General features: G+C 67.2%; 21 protein-coding genes. 6 read left to right on the top strand and 15 right to left on the bottom strand.

Annotated features, from left to right (window positions below):
- Position 1 precedes the first annotated feature (1 nt).
- The 7 genes from ACIQ7H_RS04475 to ACIQ7H_RS04445 form a co-directional block, all read right to left on the bottom strand.
- Positions 2–946 (bottom strand): hypothetical protein, encoded by a 945-nt coding sequence (locus ACIQ7H_RS04475; protein ID WP_395788805.1) that lies wholly within the window; start codon positions 944–946, stop codon positions 2–4.
- On the bottom strand, positions 943–1,707 hold the full coding sequence (locus ACIQ7H_RS04470) for a hypothetical protein (RefSeq protein ID WP_395788803.1): 765 nt from the start codon (positions 1,705–1,707) through the stop codon (positions 943–945). Before ACIQ7H_RS04470 ends, ACIQ7H_RS04475 begins: the two co-directional genes overlap by 4 nt.
- A 40-nt stretch (positions 1,708–1,747) precedes the next feature.
- Positions 1,748–2,248: a phage tail protein gene (locus ACIQ7H_RS04465; protein ID WP_395788801.1), complete on the bottom strand. Its 501-nt coding sequence runs from the start codon at positions 2,246–2,248 to the stop codon at positions 1,748–1,750.
- A gap of 23 nt (positions 2,249–2,271) precedes the next feature.
- Complete coding sequence (locus ACIQ7H_RS04460; RefSeq protein ID WP_395788799.1) at positions 2,272–4,689, bottom strand: phage tail sheath family protein; 2,418 nt, start codon at positions 4,687–4,689, stop codon at positions 2,272–2,274.
- Between the two features lie 15 nt (positions 4,690–4,704).
- On the bottom strand, positions 4,705–5,004 hold the full coding sequence (locus ACIQ7H_RS04455; RefSeq protein WP_395788797.1) for a DUF3467 domain-containing protein: 300 nt from the start codon (positions 5,002–5,004) through the stop codon (positions 4,705–4,707).
- A gap of 360 nt (positions 5,005–5,364) precedes the next feature.
- Complete coding sequence (locus ACIQ7H_RS04450) at positions 5,365–6,306, bottom strand: sigma-54 interaction domain-containing protein (RefSeq protein WP_395788795.1); 942 nt, start codon at positions 6,304–6,306, stop codon at positions 5,365–5,367.
- A 594-nt stretch (positions 6,307–6,900) separates the two neighbouring features.
- Complete coding sequence (locus ACIQ7H_RS04445; protein ID WP_395788793.1) at positions 6,901–8,400, bottom strand: CHAD domain-containing protein; 1,500 nt, start codon at positions 8,398–8,400, stop codon at positions 6,901–6,903.
- A 241-nt stretch (positions 8,401–8,641) separates the two neighbouring features.
- Between ACIQ7H_RS04445 and ACIQ7H_RS04440 the strand changes: the two genes are divergently transcribed.
- The 3 genes from ACIQ7H_RS04440 to ACIQ7H_RS04430 all read left to right on the top strand — a co-directional run bounded on the left by ACIQ7H_RS04440 (position 8,642) and on the right by ACIQ7H_RS04430 (position 13,243).
- The gene (locus tag ACIQ7H_RS04440; protein ID WP_395788791.1) at positions 8,642–9,730 is read left to right on the top strand and encodes a cation diffusion facilitator family transporter; all 1,089 of its coding nucleotides are present in this window, start codon (positions 8,642–8,644) and stop codon (positions 9,728–9,730) included.
- 135 nt (positions 9,731–9,865) lie between these two features.
- Complete coding sequence (locus tag ACIQ7H_RS04435) at positions 9,866–10,291, top strand: YbaN family protein (protein WP_395788789.1); 426 nt, start codon at positions 9,866–9,868, stop codon at positions 10,289–10,291.
- A 243-nt stretch (positions 10,292–10,534) separates the two neighbouring features.
- Positions 10,535–13,243, top strand: coding sequence for a GNAT family N-acetyltransferase (locus ACIQ7H_RS04430; RefSeq protein ID WP_395788787.1), 2,709 nt, complete (start codon positions 10,535–10,537; stop codon positions 13,241–13,243).
- 9 nt (positions 13,244–13,252) lie between these two features.
- Here the strand turns inward: ACIQ7H_RS04430 and ACIQ7H_RS04425 are convergent, their stop codons facing one another.
- Genes ACIQ7H_RS04425 through ACIQ7H_RS04415 form a run of 3 tightly spaced genes read right to left on the bottom strand, consistent with a single transcriptional unit; the run spans position 13,253 to position 15,554 of the window.
- Positions 13,253–13,450, bottom strand: a complete 198-nt coding sequence (locus ACIQ7H_RS04425; protein ID WP_395788785.1) for a hypothetical protein — start codon at positions 13,448–13,450, stop codon at positions 13,253–13,255.
- On the bottom strand, positions 13,450–15,291 hold the full coding sequence (gene feoB, locus ACIQ7H_RS04420) for a ferrous iron transport protein B (RefSeq protein WP_395788783.1): 1,842 nt from the start codon (positions 15,289–15,291) through the stop codon (positions 13,450–13,452). The genes ACIQ7H_RS04425 and feoB overlap by 1 nt, the downstream gene beginning before the upstream one ends.
- Positions 15,288–15,554, bottom strand: a complete 267-nt coding sequence (locus ACIQ7H_RS04415) for a ferrous iron transport protein A (protein ID WP_395788781.1) — start codon at positions 15,552–15,554, stop codon at positions 15,288–15,290. The genes feoB and ACIQ7H_RS04415 overlap by 4 nt, the downstream gene beginning before the upstream one ends.
- A gap of 123 nt (positions 15,555–15,677) precedes the next feature.
- Here ACIQ7H_RS04415 and ACIQ7H_RS04410 point away from each other — a divergent pair, with 123 nt between their 5' ends.
- Together ACIQ7H_RS04410 and ACIQ7H_RS04405 are read left to right on the top strand one after the other, a co-directional pair.
- Complete coding sequence (locus tag ACIQ7H_RS04410) at positions 15,678–16,061, top strand: cupin domain-containing protein (protein ID WP_395788779.1); 384 nt, start codon at positions 15,678–15,680, stop codon at positions 16,059–16,061.
- 60 nt (positions 16,062–16,121) lie between these two features.
- Positions 16,122–17,057, top strand: a complete 936-nt coding sequence (locus tag ACIQ7H_RS04405; protein WP_395788777.1) for a 5'-nucleotidase — start codon at positions 16,122–16,124, stop codon at positions 17,055–17,057.
- A 240-nt stretch (positions 17,058–17,297) separates the two neighbouring features.
- Here ACIQ7H_RS04405 and ACIQ7H_RS04400 read toward each other — a convergent pair whose 3' ends face one another.
- Positions 17,298–18,260, bottom strand: coding sequence for an integrin alpha (locus ACIQ7H_RS04400; protein WP_395788775.1), 963 nt, complete (start codon positions 18,258–18,260; stop codon positions 17,298–17,300).
- Positions 18,261–18,683: 423 nt separating this feature from the next.
- Between ACIQ7H_RS04400 and ACIQ7H_RS04395 the strand changes: the two genes are divergently transcribed.
- Positions 18,684–19,733 carry a TIGR03032 family protein gene (locus ACIQ7H_RS04395; protein ID WP_395788773.1) on the top strand — a complete coding sequence of 350 codons (1,050 nt, stop codon included), beginning with the start codon at positions 18,684–18,686 and terminating at the stop codon, positions 19,731–19,733.
- A 283-nt stretch (positions 19,734–20,016) separates the two neighbouring features.
- On the opposite strand, the gene ACIQ7H_RS04390 is transcribed toward ACIQ7H_RS04395, so the two are convergent.
- The 4 genes from ACIQ7H_RS04390 to sucB form a co-directional block, all read right to left on the bottom strand.
- Entirely contained in the window at positions 20,017–20,610 is a 594-nt protein-coding gene (locus ACIQ7H_RS04390; RefSeq protein WP_395788771.1) for a TIGR00730 family Rossman fold protein, read from the bottom strand.
- Between the two features lie 281 nt (positions 20,611–20,891).
- Entirely contained in the window at positions 20,892–22,319 is a 1,428-nt protein-coding gene (lpdA, locus tag ACIQ7H_RS04385) for a dihydrolipoyl dehydrogenase (protein ID WP_395788769.1), read from the bottom strand.
- Positions 22,320–22,358: 39 nt separating this feature from the next.
- A complete protein-coding gene (locus ACIQ7H_RS04380) occupies positions 22,359–22,736 on the bottom strand; it encodes a hypothetical protein (RefSeq protein ID WP_395788767.1) in 378 nt (125 codons plus the stop codon).
- Positions 22,737–22,738: 2 nt separating this feature from the next.
- On the bottom strand, positions 22,739–23,932 hold the full coding sequence (gene sucB / locus ACIQ7H_RS04375) for a dihydrolipoyllysine-residue succinyltransferase (protein WP_395788765.1): 1,194 nt from the start codon (positions 23,930–23,932) through the stop codon (positions 22,739–22,741).
- Between the last annotated feature and the right edge of the window lie 41 nt (positions 23,933–23,973).

Here is a 23,973-nt window from a genome sequence, read left to right as displayed (position 1 = left end):
CCTAGCGCCTGCGCAGACCGAACAGGGTGAGCGCGCGCTGGCGCGGGGTCAGCGGGCCGATGACTGAAGCTTCATTGGCGCTCAGTGGGCGAACGCGCGGCGGCGGAGACTCAGCCGGCGGCTGCGGTGCCGCTGTAGGCGGTTCGCGGCGCGCAGCGGGCGTTGCGGATGGCGCGGCGGGTGCCTCGGGAGATGGTTCGGTTGCGGGCAATGCGGGCATCTGCAGCGGCGGTGGCATGGCCTGCTGCAGTGGGCGTTGTACTGCGTCGGCCTGGGCGGTTGGGGTGACGGTGGTGATCGCGACTTCGGTGCGCGGTACGGCCAGCGGGAGCGGTCGTGCTTCTACGGACGGTGCGGGTGGTGGTGAACGGCGCGGCAGGGGCTTTGGCGCGAGCGGTGCGCGCTCTGAGTGCTCCGCCGCGGCGGGTGCTGCGCGCGCCCCATCGTGGTCTGGTGTGGCGGGGACAGCTCGCGGCACCGGCGCAGGCGGCTCGGTCTGCACGGGCTCCGCCGCTTCGGGTGGCTCTGGCAGCAGCAAATCGCCCGGTTCGATGTCGAGCACGCCGGGGCGCAGGCCAGGTGCCTGTGTCGGCGCTATCGGATCCGCTGCCACGCGCGCTGCATCGGCGACCGGCGCGGGCAGGGCGCTTTCTGAACGAACGGCCGCAGACTGTGGCCGTGCTTGCTCAGGTGATTGCACGTGAGGCGTCGCAGGCAAGCCCGCGTCGACCCCGGTCGGCGGCAGCTCCGACGTCGTTCCCGATGCGTCCAGCGATGAATCAAACCCAGTCGCGGCATCGAACTGCGCCGCACGCGCCGGATCGTTCAGGCGTTGATCGGACAGCGCCACCGGCGACAGCGAAGGGCCGGCGGGCACGGCGCTGGGCAGGCTCGGCGCGGCCATCGGCGCCGCGCGGTCGAACAACCGCTGCAGGTAGGCGCTCATCCGGCCCGCCTGCGCAGCGCGCCGGCGCGTTCGGACTCGATCAGACGCGCGTAGGCGCGTCGATCATCGCGCGGCAGGGCCATGATCTCGGCGTGCGACCAGCCGTAGCGTGAGGCCATCAAATGCGCCTCGCGCAGCAGGAAGGGGCGCTCGGCGACCAGCCGCTGGGCCAGGTAGCGCGCCAGGTCGAAACGTACCGTTTCGGCGCGACCGCAGTGTGGGCAGGGTGCGGCGAGATCGAGCGACAGCACGGGTGCTGCGCGCTCCAGAAACTCACTGATGCGCTCGGGCGCCGGTTCGATATCGCCGCTCAGCAGCAGACGGCTCAACAGCGCGTGGCTGTTGTCCGCCGCCTCAAGATCGGCGTAGCGCGGTGCGCGTACTCGACGGCCATCGGCCAGGCGCCAACCGCCGCCGGCCTCCGTATGCGCGGGTTGGTCGGCATCCTGGGCGCGCTGGATCTGCGCCAGATCCAGGTTGAACTCGTAGCCCTGGGCGCAGCCGCTGCAGCGCACCCGGCACTCCGCGTTGTCGCCGTACAGCCGTTGATACAAGGCCGCCAGCAGACGGTCTGTCTGGGCGATGCTGAGCTCCGACAAGGCCAGCGCGCCGCCCTCGCTGCGGGTCGCCAGCCGCGCCAGCAGATCGAGCATGGCCGGTACATCGGTGCCGGCCAGGCTCATTTCGTCGGCCCCGTTCAAGGGGCGCAACGCAACGCGCGCAGCGGCACCACCGTAGGCCGGCAACTCGATCAGGCGCATGGGAGCAGCCTGCGGAGAGGGCGGAAGGCGGGCATGGGCATCAGGTCTCGGCAGGCTCGACCACGGCTTCATCGCGGAAGAAGCCTTCGTTCTGCAGCACGATCGTCTCGAAGGCCACGGCATTCGCGTTGGCATCGAGCTCCGGCACCGCCGTGAATTCGGACACCCAGCAGCGGAACACCTGCCAGCTGCGCACCTTGACGCCCTGCAGGTTGTACAGGTCGATGGTGATGTCCTTGCGGAAGTCCTTCAGCGACACCGCGGCATCGCCGGCGGTGGAGAAGGTCTTGGCCGCCCACTCCTCGAATGCGGGATCGTGGGTGATGCCGCGCTCGATGGTGATCGGCTCGAAGCTCGATACTCCGGGCGAATGTCGCTTGGTCGACAGATCGCCACCATCGCGGTGGCTGACCACCTCGGTGGTGCGCTTCAGGCCGCTGACCTTGCTGACGCCGGCGACCGGCTGGCCATCCCAGACCACGCGGAATTTGAAGTTCTTATAGGGATCGATGCGACTGGTGTTGACGGTGAACTGCGCCATGACGGGCTCCTGTAATCGACAGCTCAGATTTCGGCTTGGGCGGCAATCTGCTTGACGGTGAGCACCACGAACTCGGCCGGCTTCAGCGGCGCAAAGCCGACCACGACATTGACGATGCCGAGATTGATGTCATCGGCTGTGGTGGTGGAGCTGTCGCAGCGCACGAAGTAGGCGTCGCTGGCCTTGGCGCCGGCGAACGCGCCCTTGCGGAACAGTCCGTTCATGAACGAGCCGGCGGCCAGACGGATCTGCGCCCACAGCGGTTCGTCGTTGGGCTCGAACACCGCGAAATGCAGGCCGCGGTAGAGGCTCTCTTCGATGAACAGCATGGTGCGGCGCACCGGGATGTATTTGTCGTCGATGTTGCCGGAGCCGTCGAAGCCGACCAGGGTGCGCGCACCCCAGCTGACCACACCGGCCGGGAACAGGCGGATCGCATTCAGCGCCTTGGGGTTGATGACGCCGTTTTCGGGGTCGGACATGCGCCGGTCAACACCACTGACGCCGCGCAGGGTGGCCTCCAATCCGGCGGGGGCCTTCCAGACGCCGCGGTTGCCATCGGTGCGCGCAATCAGGCCCGCAATCGAGCCCGCGGGGTCGATCAATTGTCCTGCAGGCGTGCCGTTGGCGATCCGCAGACGTGGCCAGTAGGCGGCGGAGTTGCGTGTATCGACACCGATTCTGAGCGCGTCGGCGCCGGCCTCGGCCTGGGTGATGTTGGTCCAGGTACTGCGCGGGTCCACCAGCAGGAAGGCGCGCTTGCGCGCACAGAAGCTGCTGGCCAGGCCCCACAGTTCCTGCCGCTGATCGTCGGTCTGGTTGTGTGCGCGCGGCAGCACCATCAGATTGAACAGATCGACATCGCGATCGATGACATCGAAGAAGGCGGAGTACTCGACCGCACGCGGCAGGTTGCCGTCGGTGCCGCCATGGGCAGCGGTTTGGAACGGGCCCAAGCCGCCCGCGCCGCCGGGCATGCCTACCGTGTAGACAGCCACGTTGCTGGCCTGGGCGGGTGCAAACGCCGTGGTGCCGAAGTTGTAGCCGCCGCCACCGCCGTCCGAACTGGTCAGCGCGGTGCCGAGGCCGGTGTTGTCACCGCCGTAGTTGGGCGAGAGGGCGAGGCGAATGCCGTGTCTGCGCGCGAACCAGAACTTGCGCGGATTGCCCAGCACTTGGGCGGACTCGGAGATTCGCGCGGCGACGGTGTCGAGCGCGCTGCGCACGTTGGCCAACGAGTTGCCCGTTGCGGTCTGGAACAAGGGCTGGGCGGCGACGCCGTCGATCACCACGGGCCCCGCGTACGCCGGGTTGGAGCTGTCGTCGCTCAGGCTGAAGGCAAGCAGGGTATTGCGGAGCTGCCCAGCCAAGGTGCGGAACTCCGCGAACCGGTTGGAGGCGAGGCCCATCCTCGCGACAACCCCGGTGGGAGCAGGGCGCGCATCGCCGAACCCGGAGCCTTCCAGCCCACCCGCCGCAACTCCGAACTGTAGCGCTGCGGCTGCATCAGTCGCAGCCGCTGAGCCGATCTGCACCGGGCCCGCCGCGCTGCTGACCGACAGCAATCGCCCGCCGGCCACGCCGTCGAGAGCAACCGTATTGCCGTTGATCGCGACCGTCACCGTTGCTGCAATGCCCTGATTGCTCAAAGCCGCGTTGATCTCGGAGGTCCAGCGGTTGGCGATGTTCACCACCAGATTGGAGGCAGGGATGTCCGCCATCGTCGACAGGCTGACCGTCACCGGCGGATGGTTGCCCACGGTCACCCGCAGCGATCGTGCGGTCGCCGTGACCAGGGTGTTGAGGAGCGTCTCCACCGAAGCCTCGGCGGCCGGCAGCACCAGCCCCGAGATCGACATACCGGCAACAATCGCGACCGGGGCGACGTTCGAAATCGTGATCAGATTGCTCGCACCGTTGATCACGCCGCTGACAAACGCGCCCGAGCTCGGGTTCATCGACAGCCCGGCGAACTTCTCCACTGACTCGCGCTCACGCGTGCCGTCAGGCCTGAGCCGGCTGCGAAAAGCGGTGAGATTGAAAGTTTCCTCGGGGCTGCTGGTGTCGTAGTCGATTTCGACCCGCAGCCGATTGCCCTCAAGGCCCGGATCGCGTGCCTCGACCCTGAAGGCATTGCCGCCCGCCTGGTTGCGCAGGCTCACCCATGCGTTCAGCGCGCCCTCGGCGATGCGCCCGATCCAGGCCGTGCCGCCGCCGTTGATGAAGAACTGCCGCACCTGGGTTGCCAACTCGCCGCGAGTGGTCACGCCGAACTCGCGCTCGAAGCCAGCGATGTTGAACACCCGCACCGGCACGTTCATCGGGCCGCGCTCGGCCATGCCGACGAACATTGCTACCGAGGTGGCCACACCGGCGATAGCGCGTGCGCCGGAAGACTCTTCCTGGACATACACGCCTGGGTAACTGACCTGGACTGCCATCTGCTTCTCCTCGCACTAAGTGATGGATGCATCTGGATCGCGATCGCTCGGCGTGTCCCGCACGCCGGGCAACTCGTTCAGCAGCGCAGCAGAGCGCTGTTCGAGCGCCTGCTGCAGGGCGCTGAGCAGGGCGCGCGCAGCGACCGGGTTGGTCACGATCCGGGTGTGCAGGTGTTCGTCGTCGTCGTTGTCGGTGAACTGCTCGCCAAACTCGATGATCAGCTCGAAGGCGTTGAAGCCGACCCGGAAGGCGTTCGCGTAGCGGCCGATCATCGGCAGCGGCGAGAGCGACTTCAGCCGGCTGCTTGAGTGCATCGCGAGCGCCCTCCCCGAACGGCAGCGCCGTCCCTTCGTCTGAACACTCAGCAGACAACGTGCCAAGCCCGGCCGTGCGGCCAAGTCTTTGAACGCGCGGGAATTGATCGCGGGCCGAACAGAGGGTCGGAGGTCGACTGTCACCCGTGGCTGTGACAGTCGGTCCCCCGCGCCCGCCGTGCAGGTCGGGCGCGCAGGGACTTTCCGGATGTCACATGCGGGTGTTACAGCCTTGGGACAGCTGTGACGCCGCGCACGCTCAAATCGCAGGCTGCCGACGGGCGCGGGTCGAGTGGCGGGGCGAGCACGATTGACTGCTGGTCGCGGCGAGGCCCGACCAACCCTGGCAAGGGTTCGGGCTCAGTGCGGATCGGTGGCGTCGATGCCGTGTTTGGCCATCTTGCGATACAGGGTCATGCGCGACCACTGCAGCTTTTCGGCGGCGCGCACCTTGTTCCAGCGGGTCTCGCACAGGGTCGAGACGATCCGCTCGCGCTCGCCGGGCTCCTTCGCCCCGTGCCGGGCGAGCATGCACATCAGGTTGGGCGGTAGATCGGCCAATTGCACGGTGCCGCTGGGCGGGTCGACGAACAGCGCCTCGACCACATTGCGCAGCTCCCGAACATTGCCCGGCCAGGTGTAGCGCATCAGGCAGTTCAGGGTTTCATCGGCGAGCCGGCCGATCTGCTGGCCGGTACGTGCCGTCATCTCGCCGATGTAGAACTCCAGCAGGCGCGGGATGTCCTCGCAGCGCGCCTGCAGGCTGGGCAGATGGACTCGCGCCACATTCAGGCGGAAGAACAGGTCGCGGCGGAACTCCGCGGTGCCGGCGAGGCGATCCAGATCGCGGTTGGTGGCGGCGATGACCCGCACATCCAGTGTGCGTGGGCTGCTGCCGCCGATCGGGAACACCTCGCGTGTCTCCAGCACACGCAGCAATTTGGCCTGGGCGGGTGCGGGCAGCTCACCGATCTCATCCAAGAACAACGTGCCCTGATCGGCCAGTGACAGCTTGCCGGGATAGGCGCGATGCGCCCCGGTGAACGCGCCGCGCTCGTAGCCAAACAGCTCGCCCTCGATCAAACCCTCTGGAAAGGCCGAGCAATCGATGCACACGATCGGGCGCTCATGCCGAGCGCTGTGTGCGTGGATGTAGTGGGCGAGGTTTTCCTTGCCGGTGCCGGTGTCGCCGGTGATCAGCACGGTGCTGTCGGTACGCGACACCTTGTCGGCATAGGCGAGGGTCGCCCGCATGCCTGCGCTGTCGCCAATCAGGGGATAACTGCGCGGCTGCTTCTCCATTCCGCGATCCTCACGAGCCTCCCTCACCGGCACCATGCGCGGCACATTCTCTCCGCGCGCCTACCGGCATCCCCCAATGCCAGCGCGCACGATACCGCGGCAAAATTGTCGGTGCCATGACAACGGCAGGTCGATTCGGGATGTTTCCTGCATGCAGAACACCTGCCCGTCGTCGCGAGGTGCTGGAACACCATGCACCGCCTACGACGGCCAGGGTTTCGTCATCAGCGCATGCCTTGGCATTGCAGCCGTCTACCCGCGCCGCGGAATCAGTGATGCGTCAGATCGGCTTGCGCTTGATGCCGCGCCGCTCGAGCCGCTTGAGATTGACGGCAGCCCGCGGCGTGGGCCGGCTGCACCGGAATAGGGATCGTGCGGACTGCAGCGCGCCGCGCCGCCCATTCGACGAACGCCGCAGCTTGCGGAGCGCGCGGCGAGCGCAGCACGCGGTTCGCGCCCCTTGCACCGCCCTGAACGGTGATGCCGGACGCCTGCGGGTCCGTGTTCGCAGGTGGGCTCGGGTCACTGCGCAAACACGACCCGGTTGCTGCGATCAAGTCGACTGGTCGACTCGCGTTGCAGCGGACCCGCTGCTCACCAGAATCGGCGCGCCCGCTCGAACTCCGCCCACGCGCTGGGCAGGGCATTGCGCGCGGCTTCCGTGCGGGCGGCGACATAGCCTTCGACCACGCCGCGGGCGTAGGGCTCGATGTCCTCGAGGGTCGATACGCGCTGGCGGGCGACCGCGGCATCGTTGAACTCGCCCAGCAGCTGCTGCAGCTCGCTCAAGTGGCGCACGTAGCGGCGCAGCGCGCGCTCGCGGAACACGCTGCCCAGCACGTCGCAGGCATAGCGCAGTTTTTTCACCTCGATGCGCAGGCCGTGCAGGCTGTCGATGCAGGCGGGGTCGTGCTCGCTGTGGCAGCGGCGCACGTTGCGCGCGGCTTTGCGCAGGCGCAGCTGGGCGAAATCGGCGAGTGCAGGCGCATCGTCGGCGACGGGTTGCGCCAGCTCGGCAATCAGCATGCCGAGCGCCAGCTTGAGGTCGGTGTAGTCGCGCGAGGCCAGGCACTCGCGCACGCTGACCTGTGCGGCCAGGCGCTGCACGCGCGCGGCCTGGGCCAGTGCTTCCACTGCCTCGGGCGTGCTCATGCCTGAGCACAGGCGCGGCAGGGTTTCGGTGCACAGCACGTCCCAGTCGCGGCAGGCGCCCAGGGCTTGGCCGAGGCTGCGCAGGCGCGGCTTCAGCGCGTCCAGCTCGGCCGCAGCCAGTAGCGGGCGGAACAATCGCAGCAGGGCGCGCAGACGGCGCAGGGCAACCCGGGCCTGATGCAGGAACTCGGGGTCCCGCGCGCTGATCACGCCGGCTTCGTTGGCTTCGAGCTGCTCCAGTGCTGCGGCCAGCAGGGCGGAGCAGGCATGTTGGGCGGGCGCATCCGCGCTCAGTTCCGGCGCGCTGGCCTTGGCGGGCTCGGACTGGATCGGCGCCAGCAGAGCGAAGCCGCGCTGGGCCTTGCTGCGGTTGTCGATGTGCACCGGCTCCAGTGCCAGCAGCTGGCGGGCCAGCGCATAGAGTTCACGCGGGCTGCCGGACTTCAGCTCGATCTCGACTTCGCTGATCGGATCGACCTGGCCATCGGCGCGGATTTCGCCGAGGTCGAAGGCGAGCTCAGCGCTGCCGCCCTCGGCCAGCTGCACGTCGAGCGCGGTGCGGCGGAAGGCGGTGGTGAACAGGGGCTTGAGTTCGCTAGCGCGGAACGGCGCCAGGAGTTTGGCGACGCCATCGAGTGCGCACAGCGCATCGAGGTCGATCACGCCGCCCGGAGCTGCGGTCTCGAACTCGCCACGCGCATGCAGACCGGCTTGGCTGCTGCCGCGGGTCTTCAGCGTTTGCACCCAGCGCCGGCCGAGCTTGCGCAGGCGCAAGGCGATGCCGGCACGGGTCAGGTCCAGTGCGGCGGTGTCGAAGTAGGTGTTGTCGAGTGTCTGGCTGCGCGCTGCGCTGAGCGCGAGGGACTGTAGCGCGGGTGCGCGCAGCAAGCGCTTGAGGCCGGCGGGCGATACGGCGAGCTTGAGTTCGATTTCGACAGTCACGCAAAGGGCAGGGCAGTGAAGGACGTACGAGCATAGCAGTGGGGTTTCGGGGCGGGTGAGCGCGCGTGCTGCGGGGCGTGACTCTGCGACGAGCTGGCGGCGCTCGAACTCTTCCGATGGCTCAAAATCAGGGCCCTGGGGAACAGCAGAGCTCGTACGCTTACTCGTGGCTGGGTTGTGTTTGAGCCGTGTCCATCGAGTAGTTGGCACAATGCGTCGACACCTGCCGCTGGTTCTGACCATGACGCATCCATCCGATCGGCCCATCGATCCCTCCAGCGCGGAAGCGGGTCACGCGCAGGCGCTGCCCGGTCCGTTCGAGGACGAGCATCAGCACGATCATGGCGCGCGCTTCCTGCACGACCCCAAGCGCATCGGTCGGCTGCGGATAGCCTTTCTGCTGACCTGCGTCACGATGGTGGCCGAGGCCTTGGGCGGCGTGGTCTCGGGCTCGCTGGCGCTGATCGCCGATGCCGGCCATATGGCGGTGGATTCGATGGCCCTGCTGTTCGCGTTTCTGGGCGCAACCTATGCGCGTCGTCCGGCCGATGGCCGACGCAGTTTCGGCTACGCGCGGCTTGAGGTGCTGGTGGGGTACACCAATGCGCTGCTGCAGCTGGTGCTGGTGAGCTGGATCGCGTTCGAGGCGGTGCAGCGATTGTTCGCGCCCCAGCCCATCCTGGCCGGGCCGATGCTGGTGATCGCCTGCGTTGGCCTGCTGGTGAACCTGTTCGTGCTGTGGGTGCTCGGCGGCCACGACCACGACGACGTCAATGCCGCGGGTGCGTACCTGCACGTGCTCGGAGATCTGCTCGGCTCGGTCGCGGCGATTACCGCCGCCATGCTGGTCTGGGCCTTCGACTGGCTGTGGGCGGATGCGGCGGTGTCGCTGCTGGTGGGCGCGCTGCTGCTGCGTGCTTCGATCCGCCTGCTGCGCCACGCGGCGCATATCCTGCTGGAGGGCGTGCCCGAGGGCGTCGAACTGGAGCGCATCCCTGCGGCGGTGGAAGCCCGCGTGCCGGCCGTGCACGATGTTCACCATGTGCATGTGTGGCAGCTCACGGGCGGCAGCCGGGTTGCGACCCTGCATGCGGTACTGGTGCCGGGGCATCAGCCTGACCCGGCGATCCGGGCGGTGCGTGAGGCCCTGCACGAAGCATTCGCCATCGATCACGTGACCGTGCAGCTGGACGGCGTGGTGTGCGCGCAGCCCGAGTGCGCGGTCAGCGCAGCGCAGACGGGCCATCCAGTGCACGGGCATACGCACGCGCCGACGTCTGCTCAGACGCATCGACCCGCACACCATCATGACCATGACCATCATCACTGAAGCGCCCGCTCCGACGGCTCCGCGCATGGCCACGCCGCAGGCTGCGGCGACCCGCATCAGCACTGACCCGGCGTGGTCGCGCCAGCGTTTGGCTCGTGCGCTCGGCCGCGGCATGCGCTATGCATATCGCCGCGCATGTCCGCCACTGCCGACCCCGTGACCGAACCGACTGCGCCGCGCCCGACCGCGCCCGCGCACAGCCGCTGGCTGTGGTGGCTTGCAGCGTGGGCGGCATTTGTACTGGGCCTGATCGGCGTGCTGTTGCCTGGGCTGCCGACCGTGCCCTTCATGCTGCTGGCCGCGTTCTGCGCCGCGCGCGGTTCGCCGCGGTTACGCGTCTGGCTGGAGCGGCACGCACAGTTCGGGCCGATCATCGGCGACTGGGAGCGTGAAGGCGCCGTCAGCCGCCGCGCCAAGCGCATGGCCAGCCTGATGATGGCCCTGTGTTCGCTGGTGCTGGCGCTGGTCGCGACCTGGATCGGCTGGCTGCTGGCGACCGTGTGCATGGCGGCCGTGGCGATCTGGCTGTGGCGGCGGCCGGAGCCCGCCAGCGTGGGCTGAAGCACAGACCGCGCAGCTCGAAGCTGCGATGTTGCGTTGCGTCAAACGGTGGTCATCGACTGCGAGGCAGACTGCGGATCGACCGAATCGCTGGTCGTGTTTCACGGGCGGCGCGCGGTTTCAACCCTCAACCCCTGCGAGCGGGGACTTGCCGAGTGGCGGTTCTTCTCTCCACAACCCCTCTCCCACCCGGGCAAAGGGGCATGAAGCCGCGCCCCTGCGCGGTGTGCCAACGGATCGGATATGAGTCGCGAAGCTCTCGATGCACTGTTCAAACCCGCCTCGATCGCCGTGATCGGCGCCAGCACCAAGTCGCAGAGCCTGGGCCGGGTGATCGCCCGCAATTTGCGCACCGGCGGGTTTAGTGGGCCGCTGGACGTGGTGAGTCCGAAGTACCCGCGCATCGACGGCATCCGCACCGCGCGCAGTATCGCCGAGCTGGATCCGGTGCCTGAGCTGGTGGTGGTGACGGTACCTCCGGCGCTGGTTCCACGGGTGCTGGACGAGGCCGGCAGCGCCGGGGTGAAGGCGGCTGTGGTGATTACCGCGGGCCTGGGGCAGGGCGAAGGTTCGTTGCGCGAGCAGGCCTCGAAGATTGCCCGCCAGCACGGTCTGCGCCTGGTCGGCCCGAACTGCCTCGGCATCCTCAGCCCGCTGGCGGGCATCAATGCCAGCTTCGCCGCCGCCCCGGCGCTGCCCGGCGATCTCGCCCTGCTGGCGCAATCCGGCGCCGTCGTCACCACCGTGGTCGAGTGGGCAAACCAGCGCGGTATCGGGTTCTCCGGCATCGTCTCTCTCGGCGACATGGCCGATGTCGATGTCGGCGAACTTCTGGACTACTTCGCCACCGATTCGGCCACTCGCGCGATCCTCATCTACATGGAGTCGGTGCGCGATGTGCGCCGCTTCATGTCGGCCGCACGCGCCGCCGCGCGGGCCAAACCGGTGATCGTGGTCAAGGCCGGGCGGCATGCCGCCGGTGCCCGTGCGGCGGCTTCGCACACCGGCGCGCTGGCGGGTAGCGATGCAGTGTTCGACGCCGCGCTGCGCCGGGCCGGCGTGCTGCGCGTCTACGACATGGAGGAACTCTTCGCCGCCGCCAACACGCTGTCGAGCTTGAAGCCCACGGCCGGTAAGAGGCTGGCGATTCTCACCAACGGCGGCGGTGTCGGCATCCTTGCAGTGGATCGTCTGGTCGACCTCGATGGAGAGGCGGCTGAACTTTCGGCGCAGACACGCGAGCGGCTGGATGCGGTGCTGCCGGACACCTGGTCGCACAGCAATCCGGTCGATATCGTCGGCGATGCCGGCGTGCAGCGCTACACCGATGCGCTCGATGTGCTGCTGGAAGCGCCTGAGGTCGACGCTGTGTTCGTCGTGCATGTTCCGACCGCGCTGGCGGCACCGGTTGAGGTCGCCGAAGGCCTCGCGCGTCACGTGCGTGCGCGGCGCGAGCGCGAGGGCAACTACGCGGCCGGAAAACCCATCCTGGCCTGCTGGCTGGCGCAGGAGCAGGCGGCCCGCAATCACCTTCAGGCGGCCGGCATTCCGACCTACCGCACCCTGACCGGCGCCGTCCGCGGCTTTGTGCATCTCACCCAGTACACCGAGGCGCAGCAACAGCTGCTCGCCACACCGCCCTCGCTGCCGGCTGATTTCAGCCCGGACGCCGAGCGCGCACGCCGCGCGCTGCAGATGGCCGAGGGCAGTGGGCGGCGCTGGCTGCCGGCGGCGGCCGTGCACGATCTGCTGGCCGCCTACGGCATTCCCAGCCTGCCGATGGTGATCGTGCCCGATGCCGACGCGGCCGCCGCCGCCGCGCAGCCGTGGATTGATGCCGGCCAGCGTGCGGTGCTCAAGATCGTCTCGGCGGACATCGCGCACAAGTCCGATGTGGGTGGCGTGGCGCTGAATCTGGACACGGTTGAGGCGGTGCGCCGCGCCGCCATCGGCATGTTCGATCGAGTGCGCGAGGCCCTGCCGGAAGCACGTATCGAAGGTCTGCTGGTGCAGCCGATGGTCGAGCGCGCGCACGCCCGTGAACTGATCGCCGGCATTGCGGACGACCCGCTGTTCGGCCCGGTGATCCTGTTCGGTGCCGGCGGCGTGGCGGTCGAGATCGAGAAAGACACCGCTCTTGCCTTGCCGCCGCTGCACCTGAATCTGGCGGATGAGCTGATCGGCCGCACCCGCGTGGAGCGGCGGCTGGCGGCGTATCGCAACTTGCCGGCCGCCGACCGCGGCGCGGTCGCGCTGACCCTGGTCAAGCTGTCGCAGCTGGCCTCTGATCTGCCGGAAGTGCGCGAACTCGACATCAACCCGCTGCTGGTCGATGAGCACGGTGTGATCGCCCTGGATGCGCGTGTGCTGGTGGAAGAGTTCGACCCGGCCAGCTGCCCACGCGTGCCGTTCGGCAATCCGCGCTTCGCCATCGCGGCCTACCCGAAAGAAATGGAAGGCGACCTGCCCACCGCCAACGGCCGCCACTTCAATGTGCGGCCGGTGCGGCCCGATGACGAGGCGCGGCTGCGCCGATTCTTCGCCGCGGTCACGGCCGATGATCTGCGCCAGCGCTATTTCTCGCCGATGAAATCCGTCAGCCCGGCCTTCATCGCCCGCCTGACCCAGATCGACTACGCGCGGGTGATCGTGCTGCTGGCGGTGGATGTCGGCGACGAAGTGGTCGGCATCGCCCAGGTCCATGCCGACCCGGAGCTGGAAGAGGGCGAGTACGCGATCCTGCTGCGTTCGGATCTGAAAGGCCAAGGCCTCGGCTGGGCGCTGATGCAGCGCCTGATCGAGGTGTCCAAGCGGATCGGCCTGAAGCAGATGACCGGCCAGGTACTGCGCGACAACACCAGCATGCTGGCGATGTGCCGGCAGCTGGGGTTTGCGATCCGGCCGGATCCCGAAGACGCCGGCATCGCCCTGGTCGAACTGCCGGTGAACTGACAGCGCGCCTCAACTGCCGCGGCGACCCACCTCGCAACCGCGGCAGCTGCCGCAGGCGCTCGCGGCGGATGTCGCGGGCGTGGCGCAGGCCTTCGCCGCTCCGCGTCGGCCAATCCATCCGCGCAGCAGCCAGGCAGCGCTGGCCAGTACGGCCAGCGCGATCACCGCCCACTGCAAAACCAGGCTGGGATCGAGGCCGGTGTTCATCAGCCCAATCCCGCCAGGACGGCGCCCTGGTAGGTCAGCAGCGCGGCGAAATAGGCCAGCGCGAACAGATAACCGGTGGCGAATCCGGTCAGCTTCCATGAGCCGGTTTCGCGCTTGATCGTGGCCAGGGTCGACAGGCACATCGGTGCATAGATGTACCAGACCAGCAGGGACAAAGCGGTCGCCAGCGACCAACCATCGCTGATCAGCGGCGCCAGTGCCTCGGCCGCAGCTTCGTCATCGACCGCCGACAGAGCATACACGGTCGCCAGCGAGGCGACCGCGACCTCGCGCGCCGCCAGGCCTGGAATCAGCGCGATGCAGATCTGCCAGTTGAAACCGAGCGGTGCGAACACCAGGGTCATCGCGTGGCCGATGCGTCCGGCCAAGCTGTATTCGATCGCCAGCCCGGTGGCGCCTTCCGGCGGCCCCGGAAACGACAGCAGAAACCACAGCAGCACCGTCATCGCCAGGATGATGCCGCCGACGCGTTTCAGGAAGATCATGCCGCGCTCCCACAGGCCGATCAGCAGATCGCGCGGATGCGGCAGCCGGTAGCTGGGCAGTTCCAGCAGCAGCGGATGTTCGCCGCCATCACGTTTGAAGCGCTTCATCAGCCACGACACCGCCAGCGCACTGACGATACCCGCCATGTACAGGCAGAACAGCACCAGCCCCTGCAGATTGAACATGCCGGCCACCTTCTGCTGCGGAATGAAGGCACCGATCAGCAGGGTGTAGACGGGCAAGCGCGCCGAGCAGGTCATCAGCGGCGCCACCAGAATCGTTGCCAGCCGGTCGCGCGGGTCGGCGATGCTGCGGGTGGCCATGATGCCGGGGATGGCGCAGGCGAAACTCGACAGCAGCGGGATGAAACTGCGGCCCGACAGGCCCGCCGCTGACATCAGCCGATCGAGCAGAAAGGCCGCGCGCGGCAGGTAGCCGGATTCCTCCAGTGCCAGTATGAAGGCGAACAGGATCAGGATCTGCGGCAGGAAGATCACCACGCCGCCCAAGCCGGCGATGATGCCGTCGACCAGCAGGCTGGCCAGAGGGCCTTCCGGCAAGGCCGCGGCGGTGGTCTCGCCCAGCCAGCCGGCGCCTGCGTCGACCAAATCCATCAGTGGCGCGGCCCAGGCGAACACCGCCTGGAAGATCAGGAACATCACCACGACCAGGGTCGCCAGGCCGAACACCGGATGCAGCAGCCAGCGGTCCAGCACGTCGTCGATGTGGGCCGTGCGCGTGGGCATCTGCACGGCGCTCGCCAGCAGGGCGCGGACGCGTGCATGGGGCTCCTGCTCATCGACTTCCGATGCGGGGGCGGCGGGCGTCACGCCGTCCAGCAAACCTAGAAGGCCGGCCACGCCGTCGCGACGCACGGCCACCGTTTCAACCACCGGCACGCCGAGCTCGGCCGACAGCTTGGCGATGTCGATCTGGATGCCGCGACGACGCGCCGAGTCCATCAGATTGAGCGCGATGACGGTCGGCCGCCGCAGCGCCAGCACCTCGAACGCGAAGCGCAGATGCAGGCGCAGATTGGTCGCATCCAGCACGCAGATCAGCAGGTCCGGCGCCGGCACATCGCTGCGCTGGCCCAGCACAACCTCACGCGTGATGGCCTCGTCCAGGCTGGCCGCATTCAGGCTGTAGGCGCCGGGCAGGTCGAGCACCTGCACGCTGCGTCCGGCCGGCGTGGTGAAGCGGCCCTGCTTGCGCTCGACGGTCACGCCGGCGTAGTTCGCGACCTTCTGGCGGCTGCCGGTCAGGCGGTTGAACAGGGCGGTCTTGCCGCAGTTCGGGTTGCCGACCAGGGCGATGTTCAGCTCGCCGCTCATGCCTGCGTCGCCAATGGCTGCACCTGCACGCGAGCGGCCTCAGCGCGACGCAGGGCGAAGCGGGTGTAACCGATCTGCACCAGCAGCGGCTCGGCGCCGAACGGGCCGGTGGTGATCAACCTCACCGGCTCGCCAGCGACGAAGCCCAGCTCGCGCAGGCGGCGGCTGATCGGGTCGGGCAGGGCCTGGCCGCGCAGTTGGGCAGGTTCTTCGACGGCGAGCACTTCGGCGGTGTGGCCGGGGGGCAGCTGATCCAGGCGCATGGCGGCATTCAAGTGAGAATGGTTCGCATTGTAAGCCTGATGCGGCGGCTGTGGTGATCGTCCGCAGGGCCGACCTCCACGCATACGTCGCCGCCCGACCCGCTGACCCGGACCGCCATCGCCATGAGCACCGCCGCGCGTATCGACCGCAATGCCGAGACCGTCGAGTACTTCTTCGACGAGGGCTGCCACATCACCGAGTGGCTGAACCGCGACGATGACCCCGCGCTGTCGATCGCGCGCGCCCGCGTCGAGCCCGGCGGCACCACGCGCTGGCATCGGCTGGCCGGAATCACCGAGCGTTATCTGATTCTGTCCGGGCGCGGCCGCGTGGAAATCGAAGGCCTGGCGGCGACCGAGATCGACAGCGGCGCGGTGGTGACCATCCCGCCCGGTGCGGCCCAGCGCATCACCTGCCTGGGCGATGCCGACCTGGTATTCCTGGCCCTGTGCACGCCGCGCTTCGAGCTTGCTGCCTACACCGATGTCGAGCACGAACTCGGCTGAGGCACCCGCCATCGCGCTGGGCGATACTGGCCCGCCCGATTTGCCGATTCGGTTCCAGCCATGAACGAAACTCCGCCCTCCGCTGTCGCTGATGCCGCCGTTCCCGATCGGCTGGTGGTGGCGATCTCCTCGCGCGCCCTGTTCGATCTGGAGGACAGCCACCAGCTGTTCGAGCGCGAGGGCCTGGCGGTCTACGCCGACTTCCAGCGCGCGCGCGAGGACGAGCCACTGGAGCCCGGCATCGCGTTCCCGCTTGTGCGCAAGCTGCTGGCGCTGAACGCGCGCGCCCAGCCCGGCTTGCCCAGCGTCGAGGTGATCCTGCTGTCGCGCAACTCCGCCGACACCGGTCTGCGCATCTTCAATTCAATCGAGCGCTACGGCCTGGAAATCGTGCGCGCCGCGTTCACCAATGGCGCGCCGACTTTCCCCTACATCAAGCCCTTCGGCGCCCAGCTGTTTCTGTCGGCGCACGCCGAAGACGTCGCGCGCGCGCTGGATGCAGGCATCGCGGCAGCGACGATTCTGCCGAGCAAGGCGGCCACGCGCGATTCCGACCAGCTGCGCATCGCCTTCGATGGCGATGCGGTGATCTTCGGCGACGAAAGCGAGCGCATCAGCACTGAGCAGGGCATCGAGGCCTTCGCCCGCAACGAGCGCGAGCAGGCCCAGCTGCCCTTGTCTGGCGGTCCATTCCGCGGCGTGCTGGCCGCCATCCACGCGATCCAGCGCGCGTTTCCGATGGAGCAATCACCGATCCGCACGGCCTTGGTCACCGCTCGCTCGGCGCCCGCGCACAAGCGAGTGATCCTGACCCTGCGCCACTGGGGCGTGCGTCTGGACGAAGCCCTGTTCCTCGGCGGCCGCGACAAAGGCCCGTTCCTGGAAGCCTTCGGCGCCGACATCTTCTTCGACGACAGCCACAAAAACGTCGAATCCGCGCGCCAGCATGTGGCCACGGGGCATGTGCCGCATGGGGTGTTGGGGCGGTCGGGGTAGGTGTCGGGCCCCTGAAGATCACGCACCTGGTCGGTGCGCTGCATTCAGATCTTCAGCTGGGCCGGAATCCGCAGGCTTCGCCCGACTTCAAGCGTCCGGCAGCGGATTCCCGGAACAACGCCTGCCGGCGGCAAGCGACCGGCGAGTCAGGCCTCCCGTGCGAAAGCCAAGGCCAAGTTGACCGCCATGCCCAAGCGCTGCACACGTAGCGAAGCAACCTCGGGCATGTCTGGCAGGGTTTCAGTTCGCCTCGAAACCGTCCTGAAAGATCCGAGCAGTTCTTCCGAACACTACGTAGCTGCTGCCGGAGTAGCTGCCATTCGAACTGGCGAAAGGCGCACCAATGATCAGGTCGTCGAGGCCATCGCCATTGAGATCGCCCGCGGCGGAGACGGCTCGGCCACTGTAGTCGCCTGCCGCGATGCCGTCGAGGCGGAAGCCGTTGCTGCCGTTGAGCGTTGAGAGATTGATGGTCGAAGCAAAGCCCTCGTTGCGCCCGAACACCAGATAGCTGCTACCGGAGCCGTTGCCGTTCGGACCAGCGTCGGACGCACCGATGATGATGTCGTCGAGACCATCGCCATTGACATCGCCCGCAGCGGAGACGGCTTGGCCGCTCAAGTCGACGGCCGCAACGCCATCGAGGCGGAAGCCGTTGCTGCCGTCGAGTGTGGAGAGACCGATGACCGCAGAAATGCCGGTGCTGCGGCCGAACACCACGTAGCTGCTGCCGGAGAAAATGCCAGTCGGATCGGCGCGAAACGCACCGACGATCAGGTCGTCAATGCCATCGCCATTGACATCGCCCGCGGCGGAGACGGCTGGACCGCTACGGCTTCCCGCCACGCCATCAAGGCGGAAGCCGTTGCTTCCGTCGAGGGTGGAGAGATTGATGCCCGCAGCAAAGCCCGTGCTGCGGCCGAACACCACGTAGCTGCTGCCGGAGTAGCTGCCATTCGGATCGGCGCTGTGCGCACCGATGATAAGGTCGTCGAGGCCATCGCCATTGACATCGCCCGCAGCGGAGACGTCGGAGCCACTACGGTCGAATGCCGCAACCCCATCGAGGCGAAAGCCGTTGCTGCCATCGAGTGCCGACAGCGGCTGCACCGCGGCGAACTGCGCGGCGGCTGGCAGGGACATCAATGCCAGGCTGATCGCCAGGCAGAGTCGCTGGGTGCGGTGCAGTTCAGGCGTGGGCATTGTTAGGAAGCTCCATTGAGTACTTATTGCTGAAACGCGGATGTGTGCTGTCCTGCTCTCAGTTCGCGTACAGAGAAGTCAAACGCCCTAGGCAGGTCGTGCGTCTAGAAAGCGGGCATCGTACCCGAGAGCGACGACGTCTAGGCACGGTTACGCTGTGGACCCTCGCGCAGTGCGCCTGGGAGCGATCTGGAGTTGCCTGCAGGGTGCGCGCGCGCTGAGACTTCAGCGGATGTCTTGCCGACGCTTCTCGTCCATGCCCTTCCGCCGGGCCGACGTCGTCGGGCAGCGCTTGTCCAATCGGCGCCTCGCGCAAACACGCATCCAGCGTCGAAGGTGGTAACTTCCGCTCCCCGCACGCTCCTCGACATCTCGCGCCGGCGGCGCTCGCTGCCGAGTCTTTCCCAGGCTGAAGCTCCCCGCATGACCGCTGCCAGTTCCGCCACCGAGTTTCACGCCTCGCGTCTGTTCGTCAGCTGGCTGGCCGAGCAGGGGGCGAGTCTGGCATTCACCACCTATCAGGCCGGCAAGCTGTTCTTTGTCGGGCTCAATTCCAGGGGCGAGCTGGCGATCTTCAATCGTTCGCTGGCCCGAGTGATGGGGCTTGCGGTGCATGAGCAACGCCTTTGGGTGGCGTCGCTGTGGCAGCTGTGGCGATTCGAGAACGCGCTCCAGCCGGGTCAGAGCCACGGCGAGAACGATCGCTGGTACGTGCCGCAGCTGGCCTATACGACCGGCGATATCGATGTGCATGACGTGGCGGTGGACGGCCGCGGCGAGCCGGTGTTCGTCAGTACGCTGTTCTCCTGCCTGGCCCGACCCGATCCGCAGTACAGCCTGCGGCCGATCTGGAAGCCGCCTTTCGTGTCGCGCATCGCGGCCGAGGACCGCTGTCACCTGAACGGTCTGGCGATGCGTGATGGCGAGCCGGCCTTTGTCACCTGTGTCGGCCGCAGCGATGCCAACGAGGGCTGGCGTGAGCATCGACGCGAAGGCGGGCTGGTGATCGATGTGGCCAGCAACGAGATCGTCGCGACGGCTTTGTCGATGCCGCATTCGCCGCGCTGGTATCGGGGGCGCCTGTGGTTGCTCAATGCCGGCAGCGGCGAGTTCGGTCATCTGGATCTGGCCAGCGGCCGCTTCGAGCCGGTCGCGTTCTGTCCGGGCTTTCTGCGCGGATTGAGCTTCAGCGGCGACTACGCGGTGGTCGGCATTTCGCAGCAGCGCGAGAACCGCAGCTTCACCGACCTGCTGCTTGACCAGCGGCTGGCCGAACGCGGCGTGAAGGCGCGCTGCGCGATCCAGATCATCGATTTGCGCCGTGGCGACGTTGTGCATGAGTTGCGCATCGAAGGCGCCATCGTCGAGCTGTTCGACACCGCGGTGCTGCCCGGCTGCCGCAATCCCGGCGCGGTCGGCTTCCTCTCGGACGAGATCCGCAAGACGCTGGTGTTGCCGCCGGATGTCGCATAGCGCTCACGCGGCCCACGCGCTGCTGCAGCGCGGCGATCTGGGCGGTGCAGCGGCCGCTCCAGGCACGGCCGATGGAGGCAGCAGACGATATCTCCGCAGTGGCTGGTTTTGAGTCCGCCGTCCGTCGAGCCGGCCGCTCTAAAGAGTTGCGGGCGCAATGCGGTGGACTGCGCGCGGGAGAAACCGGGTCTGTGTTTGAACCACGCCAATGCGCTGCGGACCATCGTGCAGTTGGATCAGGGCCGATCCGGCGCTGCCTGCAGGTCGAGCGTGCGATGCGATTTCAGCGGATGTCCTGCCGGCGCTTCTCGTCCATCCACTTGTCGGCCTTGGCCGGCGCGTAGTCGCGCATCCATGCGAACAGGGCGTCGATGTCGTCGCCGTGCCAGAGGTCGCGGCGCTGGTCGGGATGCAGGAAGCGGGTTTCGACCATGCGGTCGATCATCTGCATCAGCGGCGCGTAGAAATCGGCCACATCCAGGAAAGCGCAGGGGCGGTCGCCGAGGCCGAGCTGGCGCCAGGTCAGCATTTCGAACATCTCATCGAGCGTGCCAAAGCCGCCGGGCAGGGCGATGAAGCCCTGGGCGAGATCGAACATCCGCGCTTTGCGCTCGTGCATCGAGCTGACCACTTCCAAGCGGGTGAGGCCCTTGTGCGCGACTTCAAACTTGACGAGGTGCTCGGGGATCACGCCGATGACTTCGCCGCCGGCTTCGAGCACGGCATCGGCGACGATTCCCATCAGGCCGACATTACCGCCGCCGTAAACCAGGCCCATGCCCTCGGCCGCGATGCGCTTGCCGAGCGCGACGGCGGTTTCTCCGTAGCGGGGATCGTTGCCGGCGTTGGAGCCGCAGTAGACGCAGAGGTACTTCATTGGGACTCGCGAGTGGGGATTCGAAGCGGGGCTGGGCCAAGGTTTCCGGGCATCGCTTGGATGCGGGATTGGTGAGCGCTTGGGCGAGGATGGATGGCTGCGCTTCGGCCGGACCCTCTCCCCAACCCCTCTCCCACGGGGAGAGGGGCTCTACAGACTTGGGGCTTGCGGCTGCGACTTGGGTTCGCGCAGCATTGATCCCGAATCCCGAATCCCGAATCCCGAATCCCGAATCCCGAATCCCGAATCCCGAATCCCGAATCCCGAATCCCAAGCGAACCCTAGTTCGCTTTATGAATCGCCCGCTTGTCGACCGCCAGCGCGGCTTCGTGCACGGCTTCGGACAGTGTGGGGTGGGCGTGGCAGATGCGGGCGAGGTCTTCGGCCGAGCCCTTGAATTCCATCGCCACCACGCCTTCGTGCACCAGCTCGCTGACGTTGGCGCCGCACAGGTGCATGCCGAGGATGCGGTCGGTTTCGGCATGGGCGATCACCTTGACCATGCCGGCGGTTTCGTTCATCGCCACGGCGCGGCCGATGGCGGCAAAGGGGAAGGTGCCGACCTTGTAGGGAATACCTGCGTCCTTCAGCTCTTTCTCGTTCTGGCCGACCCAGGCGATTTCCGGCTCGGTGTAGATCACCCAGGGCACGGTGTTGAAATCGACGTGGCCGGGCAGGCCGGCGATCATCTCGGCGACGGCGATGCCTTCCTCGCTGGCCTTGTGCGCCAGCATCGGACCGCGCACGCAGTCACCGATCGCCCAGACGCCGTCGACGCCGGTGTGGCAGTGCCCATCGACTTCCACCATCCCGCGTTCGGTCAACTTGACCCCACAGCCTTCGGCCAGCAAGCCGGCCGTGGCGGCGCGGCGGCCGACCGCCACCAGCAGCTTGTCGACCACCAGCTGCTGGTCGGCCTTGCCGTCGTTGTAGGTCAGGTGAACTTCGTCGCCCTTGATCTCGGCCTTGGAGACCTTGCAGCCGGTCTTGATGTCGAGGCCCTGCTTCTTGAACTCGCGCAGGGCGATCTTGCTGATGTCGGCATCGACCGCGGCCAGGAAGTCGGGCAGGGCTTCGAGGATGGTGACCTCGGCGCCCAGACGCTTCCAGACGCTGCCCATTTCCAGGCCGATCACGCCTGCACCGATCACACCGAGGCGCTTGGGCGTGGCGTCGAAATCCAGGGCGCCGATGTTGTCGACGATGTGCTTGCCGTCGAACTTGGCGAAGGGCAGCTCGATCGAGATCGACCCGGCGGCCAGAATGATGTTTGTCGCCTTGAGTTCGATCTCGGTGCCGTCGTGCGCCTTGACCTTCACCACGTTGCCGGCATGCAGGGTGCCGAAGCCGTGGAAGGCGGTGACCTTGTTGGCCTTGAACAGGCTGGCGACGCCGCCGTTGAACTGTTTGACGATCTTGTCCTTGCGGGCAACCATCGTGCCGACATTGATCGCCGCGTTGTCCGCGGTGATGCCGTGGTCGGCGAACATGTGGGTCAGGTTGTGGAACTGGCGCGAGGAATCCAGCATCGCCTTCGACGGGATGCAGCCCACGTTCAAGCAGGTGCCGCCCAGGGCGAGCTTGCCGTCGGCCTTGCCCTTGAAGGCATCGATGCAGGCGACCTTCATGCCCAGCTGCGCGGCGCGGATCGCGGCCACATAGCCACCGGGGCCACCGCCGATGACGACGACGTCGAACGTTTCGCTCATGATTCTGTTGCTCCCTTTGGAAATTACGGACCCGTCGACTCAGTCCTGCGCCGGCATGCTGCCAGCAAGCCGATCCAACCACTCCGCGTTTGCAGCGATCAACTGTTCGGCTTTGCTCAGCGCTTGATTGCAGGCGTCCTCGCTGGGAGAGGAATCCCTGCCGTCTGGCGGGGACTCCGAGATCCCGTGCGATTCCGCGAGGCGGTGCATCGCAGCCACGCCAGGCGCGGCCTGCATCTGTTCGATCCTCGCCTCAAAGGCTGGGTACTCGTGCATGCAGTAGCCGATGTCGACGGTGTTCAATGCGTTGGACTTCTTCACCAACTCGCGCACGCGTTCCAAGTCGGCGTCGGTAATGCCGGACGCGGTGACGCTCGTGGTCAACGCCATTAGCAGCGCAGTCGACAGAACTCGCATGCTCAAAGCCCCAGCAGCATGCGATGCGGATTCTCCAGCTGGTTCTTGATGTCGACCAGGAACAGCACCGCGTCCTTGCCGTCGATGATGCGGTGGTCATACGAAAGCGCGATGTACATCATCGGTGCGATGACGACCTGGCCGTTCTCGGCGATCGGGCGCTCCTTGATGGCGTGCATGCCGAGGATGGCCGACTGCGGCGGGTTGACGATCGGCGTCGACATCAGCGAGCCGAAGGTGCCGCCATTGGTGATGGTGAAGGTACCGCCCTGCAGGTCTTCGAGGCCGAGTTTGCCGTCGCGCGCTTTCTTCGCGTAGTTGGCGATGCCGGATTCGATGTCGGCGAAGCTCATCGACTCGACGTTGCGCAGCACCGGCGTCACCAGTCCCTTGTCGGTCGAGACCGCCACCGAGATGTCGGCGAAGCCGTGATAGATGATGTCGCTGCCGTCGACCGAGGCATTGATGATCGGGTAGCGCTGCAGCGCGTTGGCGGCCGCCTTGGCGAAGAAGCTCATGAAGCCGAGCTTGATGCCGTGGGTCTTTTCGAAGCTCTCGCCCATGGCCTTGCGCATCTGCATCACGGCGCCGAGATTGACTTCGTTGAACGAGGTCAGCATCGCGATCGAGTTCTTCGACTGCATCAGCCTTTCGGCGATGCGGGTGCGGATGCGGGTCATCGCTACGCGCTGCTCGGGGCGGGCGCCGCTGGCGGCCTGTACGCCGGCCTTGTTCAGATGGTTGACCAGGTCTTCTTTGGTGACCCGTCCGCCGCGACCGGTGGCCTCGACCGTCTTCGGATCGATGCCTTCCTGGGTGGCAACGCGACGGCCGGCCGGCGACAGATCCGAGGTGTCGGCCTTGGCTGCGGCAGGCGCTGCAGCGGCAGCGGCAGCGGCCTTGGGCGCCTCGGCCTTGGCTTCAGCCTTCGGCGCTTCAGCGGCCGACTCGGCCACCGCGCCGGCTTCGATGATTGCGATCACCTGCTGGCTGGTGACGGTGTCACCGGCCTGGAACTTGATTTCCTTCAGCACGCCGTCAACCGTGGAAGGCACTTCCAGCACCACCTTGTCGGTTTCCAGATCGACCAGATTCTCGTCACGCTTGACCGCATCACCGGCCTTCTTGTGCCAGGTGGCGATGACGGCGTCGGACACGGATTCCGGCAGAACCGGGACTTTGACTTCGATGCTCATGGCGAATCCTTGAGTCTGTGCTGTATGGGGCGTCAGGCGGA

Origin of the sequence: Aquimonas sp., from assembly GCF_044377145.1 — a bacterium.
In the GTDB taxonomy this organism is placed as follows: domain Bacteria; phylum Pseudomonadota; class Gammaproteobacteria; order Xanthomonadales; family Xanthomonadaceae; genus Aquimonas.
This window is presented reverse-complemented; position numbering and strand designations above follow the sequence as displayed.

What these genes read in the sequence shown, in the direction of transcription:
- ACIQ7H_RS04380 (WP_395788767.1), bottom strand. Translation starts at nt 22,736, where the DNA reads ATGCGAGTTCTGTCGACTGCGCTGCTAATGGCGTTGACCACGAGCGTC.
- ACIQ7H_RS04460 (WP_395788799.1), bottom strand. Translation starts at nt 4,689, where the DNA reads ATGGCAGTCCAGGTCAGTTACCCAGGCGTGTATGTCCAGGAAGAGTCT.
- ACIQ7H_RS04395 (WP_395788773.1), top strand. Translation starts at nt 18,684, where the DNA reads ATGACCGCTGCCAGTTCCGCCACCGAGTTTCACGCCTCGCGTCTGTTC.
- ACIQ7H_RS04430 (WP_395788787.1), top strand. Translation starts at nt 10,535, where the DNA reads ATGAGTCGCGAAGCTCTCGATGCACTGTTCAAACCCGCCTCGATCGCC.
- lpdA (WP_395788769.1), bottom strand. Translation starts at nt 22,319, where the DNA reads ATGAGCGAAACGTTCGACGTCGTCGTCATCGGCGGTGGCCCCGGTGGC.
- ACIQ7H_RS04415 (WP_395788781.1), bottom strand. Translation starts at nt 15,554, where the DNA reads ATGCGCCTGGATCAGCTGCCCCCCGGCCACACCGCCGAAGTGCTCGCC.
- ACIQ7H_RS04425 (WP_395788785.1), bottom strand. Translation starts at nt 13,450, where the DNA reads ATGAACACCGGCCTCGATCCCAGCCTGGTTTTGCAGTGGGCGGTGATC.
- ACIQ7H_RS04400 (WP_395788775.1), bottom strand. Translation starts at nt 18,260, where the DNA reads ATGCCCACGCCTGAACTGCACCGCACCCAGCGACTCTGCCTGGCGATC.
- ACIQ7H_RS04475 (WP_395788805.1), bottom strand. Translation starts at nt 946, where the DNA reads ATGAGCGCCTACCTGCAGCGGTTGTTCGACCGCGCGGCGCCGATGGCC.
- ACIQ7H_RS04435 (WP_395788789.1), top strand. Translation starts at nt 9,866, where the DNA reads ATGTCCGCCACTGCCGACCCCGTGACCGAACCGACTGCGCCGCGCCCG.
- ACIQ7H_RS04455 (WP_395788797.1), bottom strand. Translation starts at nt 5,004, where the DNA reads ATGCACTCAAGCAGCCGGCTGAAGTCGCTCTCGCCGCTGCCGATGATC.
- ACIQ7H_RS04410 (WP_395788779.1), top strand. Translation starts at nt 15,678, where the DNA reads ATGAGCACCGCCGCGCGTATCGACCGCAATGCCGAGACCGTCGAGTAC.
- feoB (WP_395788783.1), bottom strand. Translation starts at nt 15,291, where the DNA reads ATGAGCGGCGAGCTGAACATCGCCCTGGTCGGCAACCCGAACTGCGGC.
- sucB (WP_395788765.1), bottom strand. Translation starts at nt 23,932, where the DNA reads ATGAGCATCGAAGTCAAAGTCCCGGTTCTGCCGGAATCCGTGTCCGAC.
- ACIQ7H_RS04405 (WP_395788777.1), top strand. Translation starts at nt 16,122, where the DNA reads ATGAACGAAACTCCGCCCTCCGCTGTCGCTGATGCCGCCGTTCCCGAT.
- ACIQ7H_RS04440 (WP_395788791.1), top strand. Translation starts at nt 8,642, where the DNA reads ATGACGCATCCATCCGATCGGCCCATCGATCCCTCCAGCGCGGAAGCG.
- ACIQ7H_RS04390 (WP_395788771.1), bottom strand. Translation starts at nt 20,610, where the DNA reads ATGAAGTACCTCTGCGTCTACTGCGGCTCCAACGCCGGCAACGATCCC.
- ACIQ7H_RS04465 (WP_395788801.1), bottom strand. Translation starts at nt 2,248, where the DNA reads ATGGCGCAGTTCACCGTCAACACCAGTCGCATCGATCCCTATAAGAAC.
- ACIQ7H_RS04470 (WP_395788803.1), bottom strand. Translation starts at nt 1,707, where the DNA reads ATGCGCCTGATCGAGTTGCCGGCCTACGGTGGTGCCGCTGCGCGCGTT.
- ACIQ7H_RS04450 (WP_395788795.1), bottom strand. Translation starts at nt 6,306, where the DNA reads ATGGAGAAGCAGCCGCGCAGTTATCCCCTGATTGGCGACAGCGCAGGC.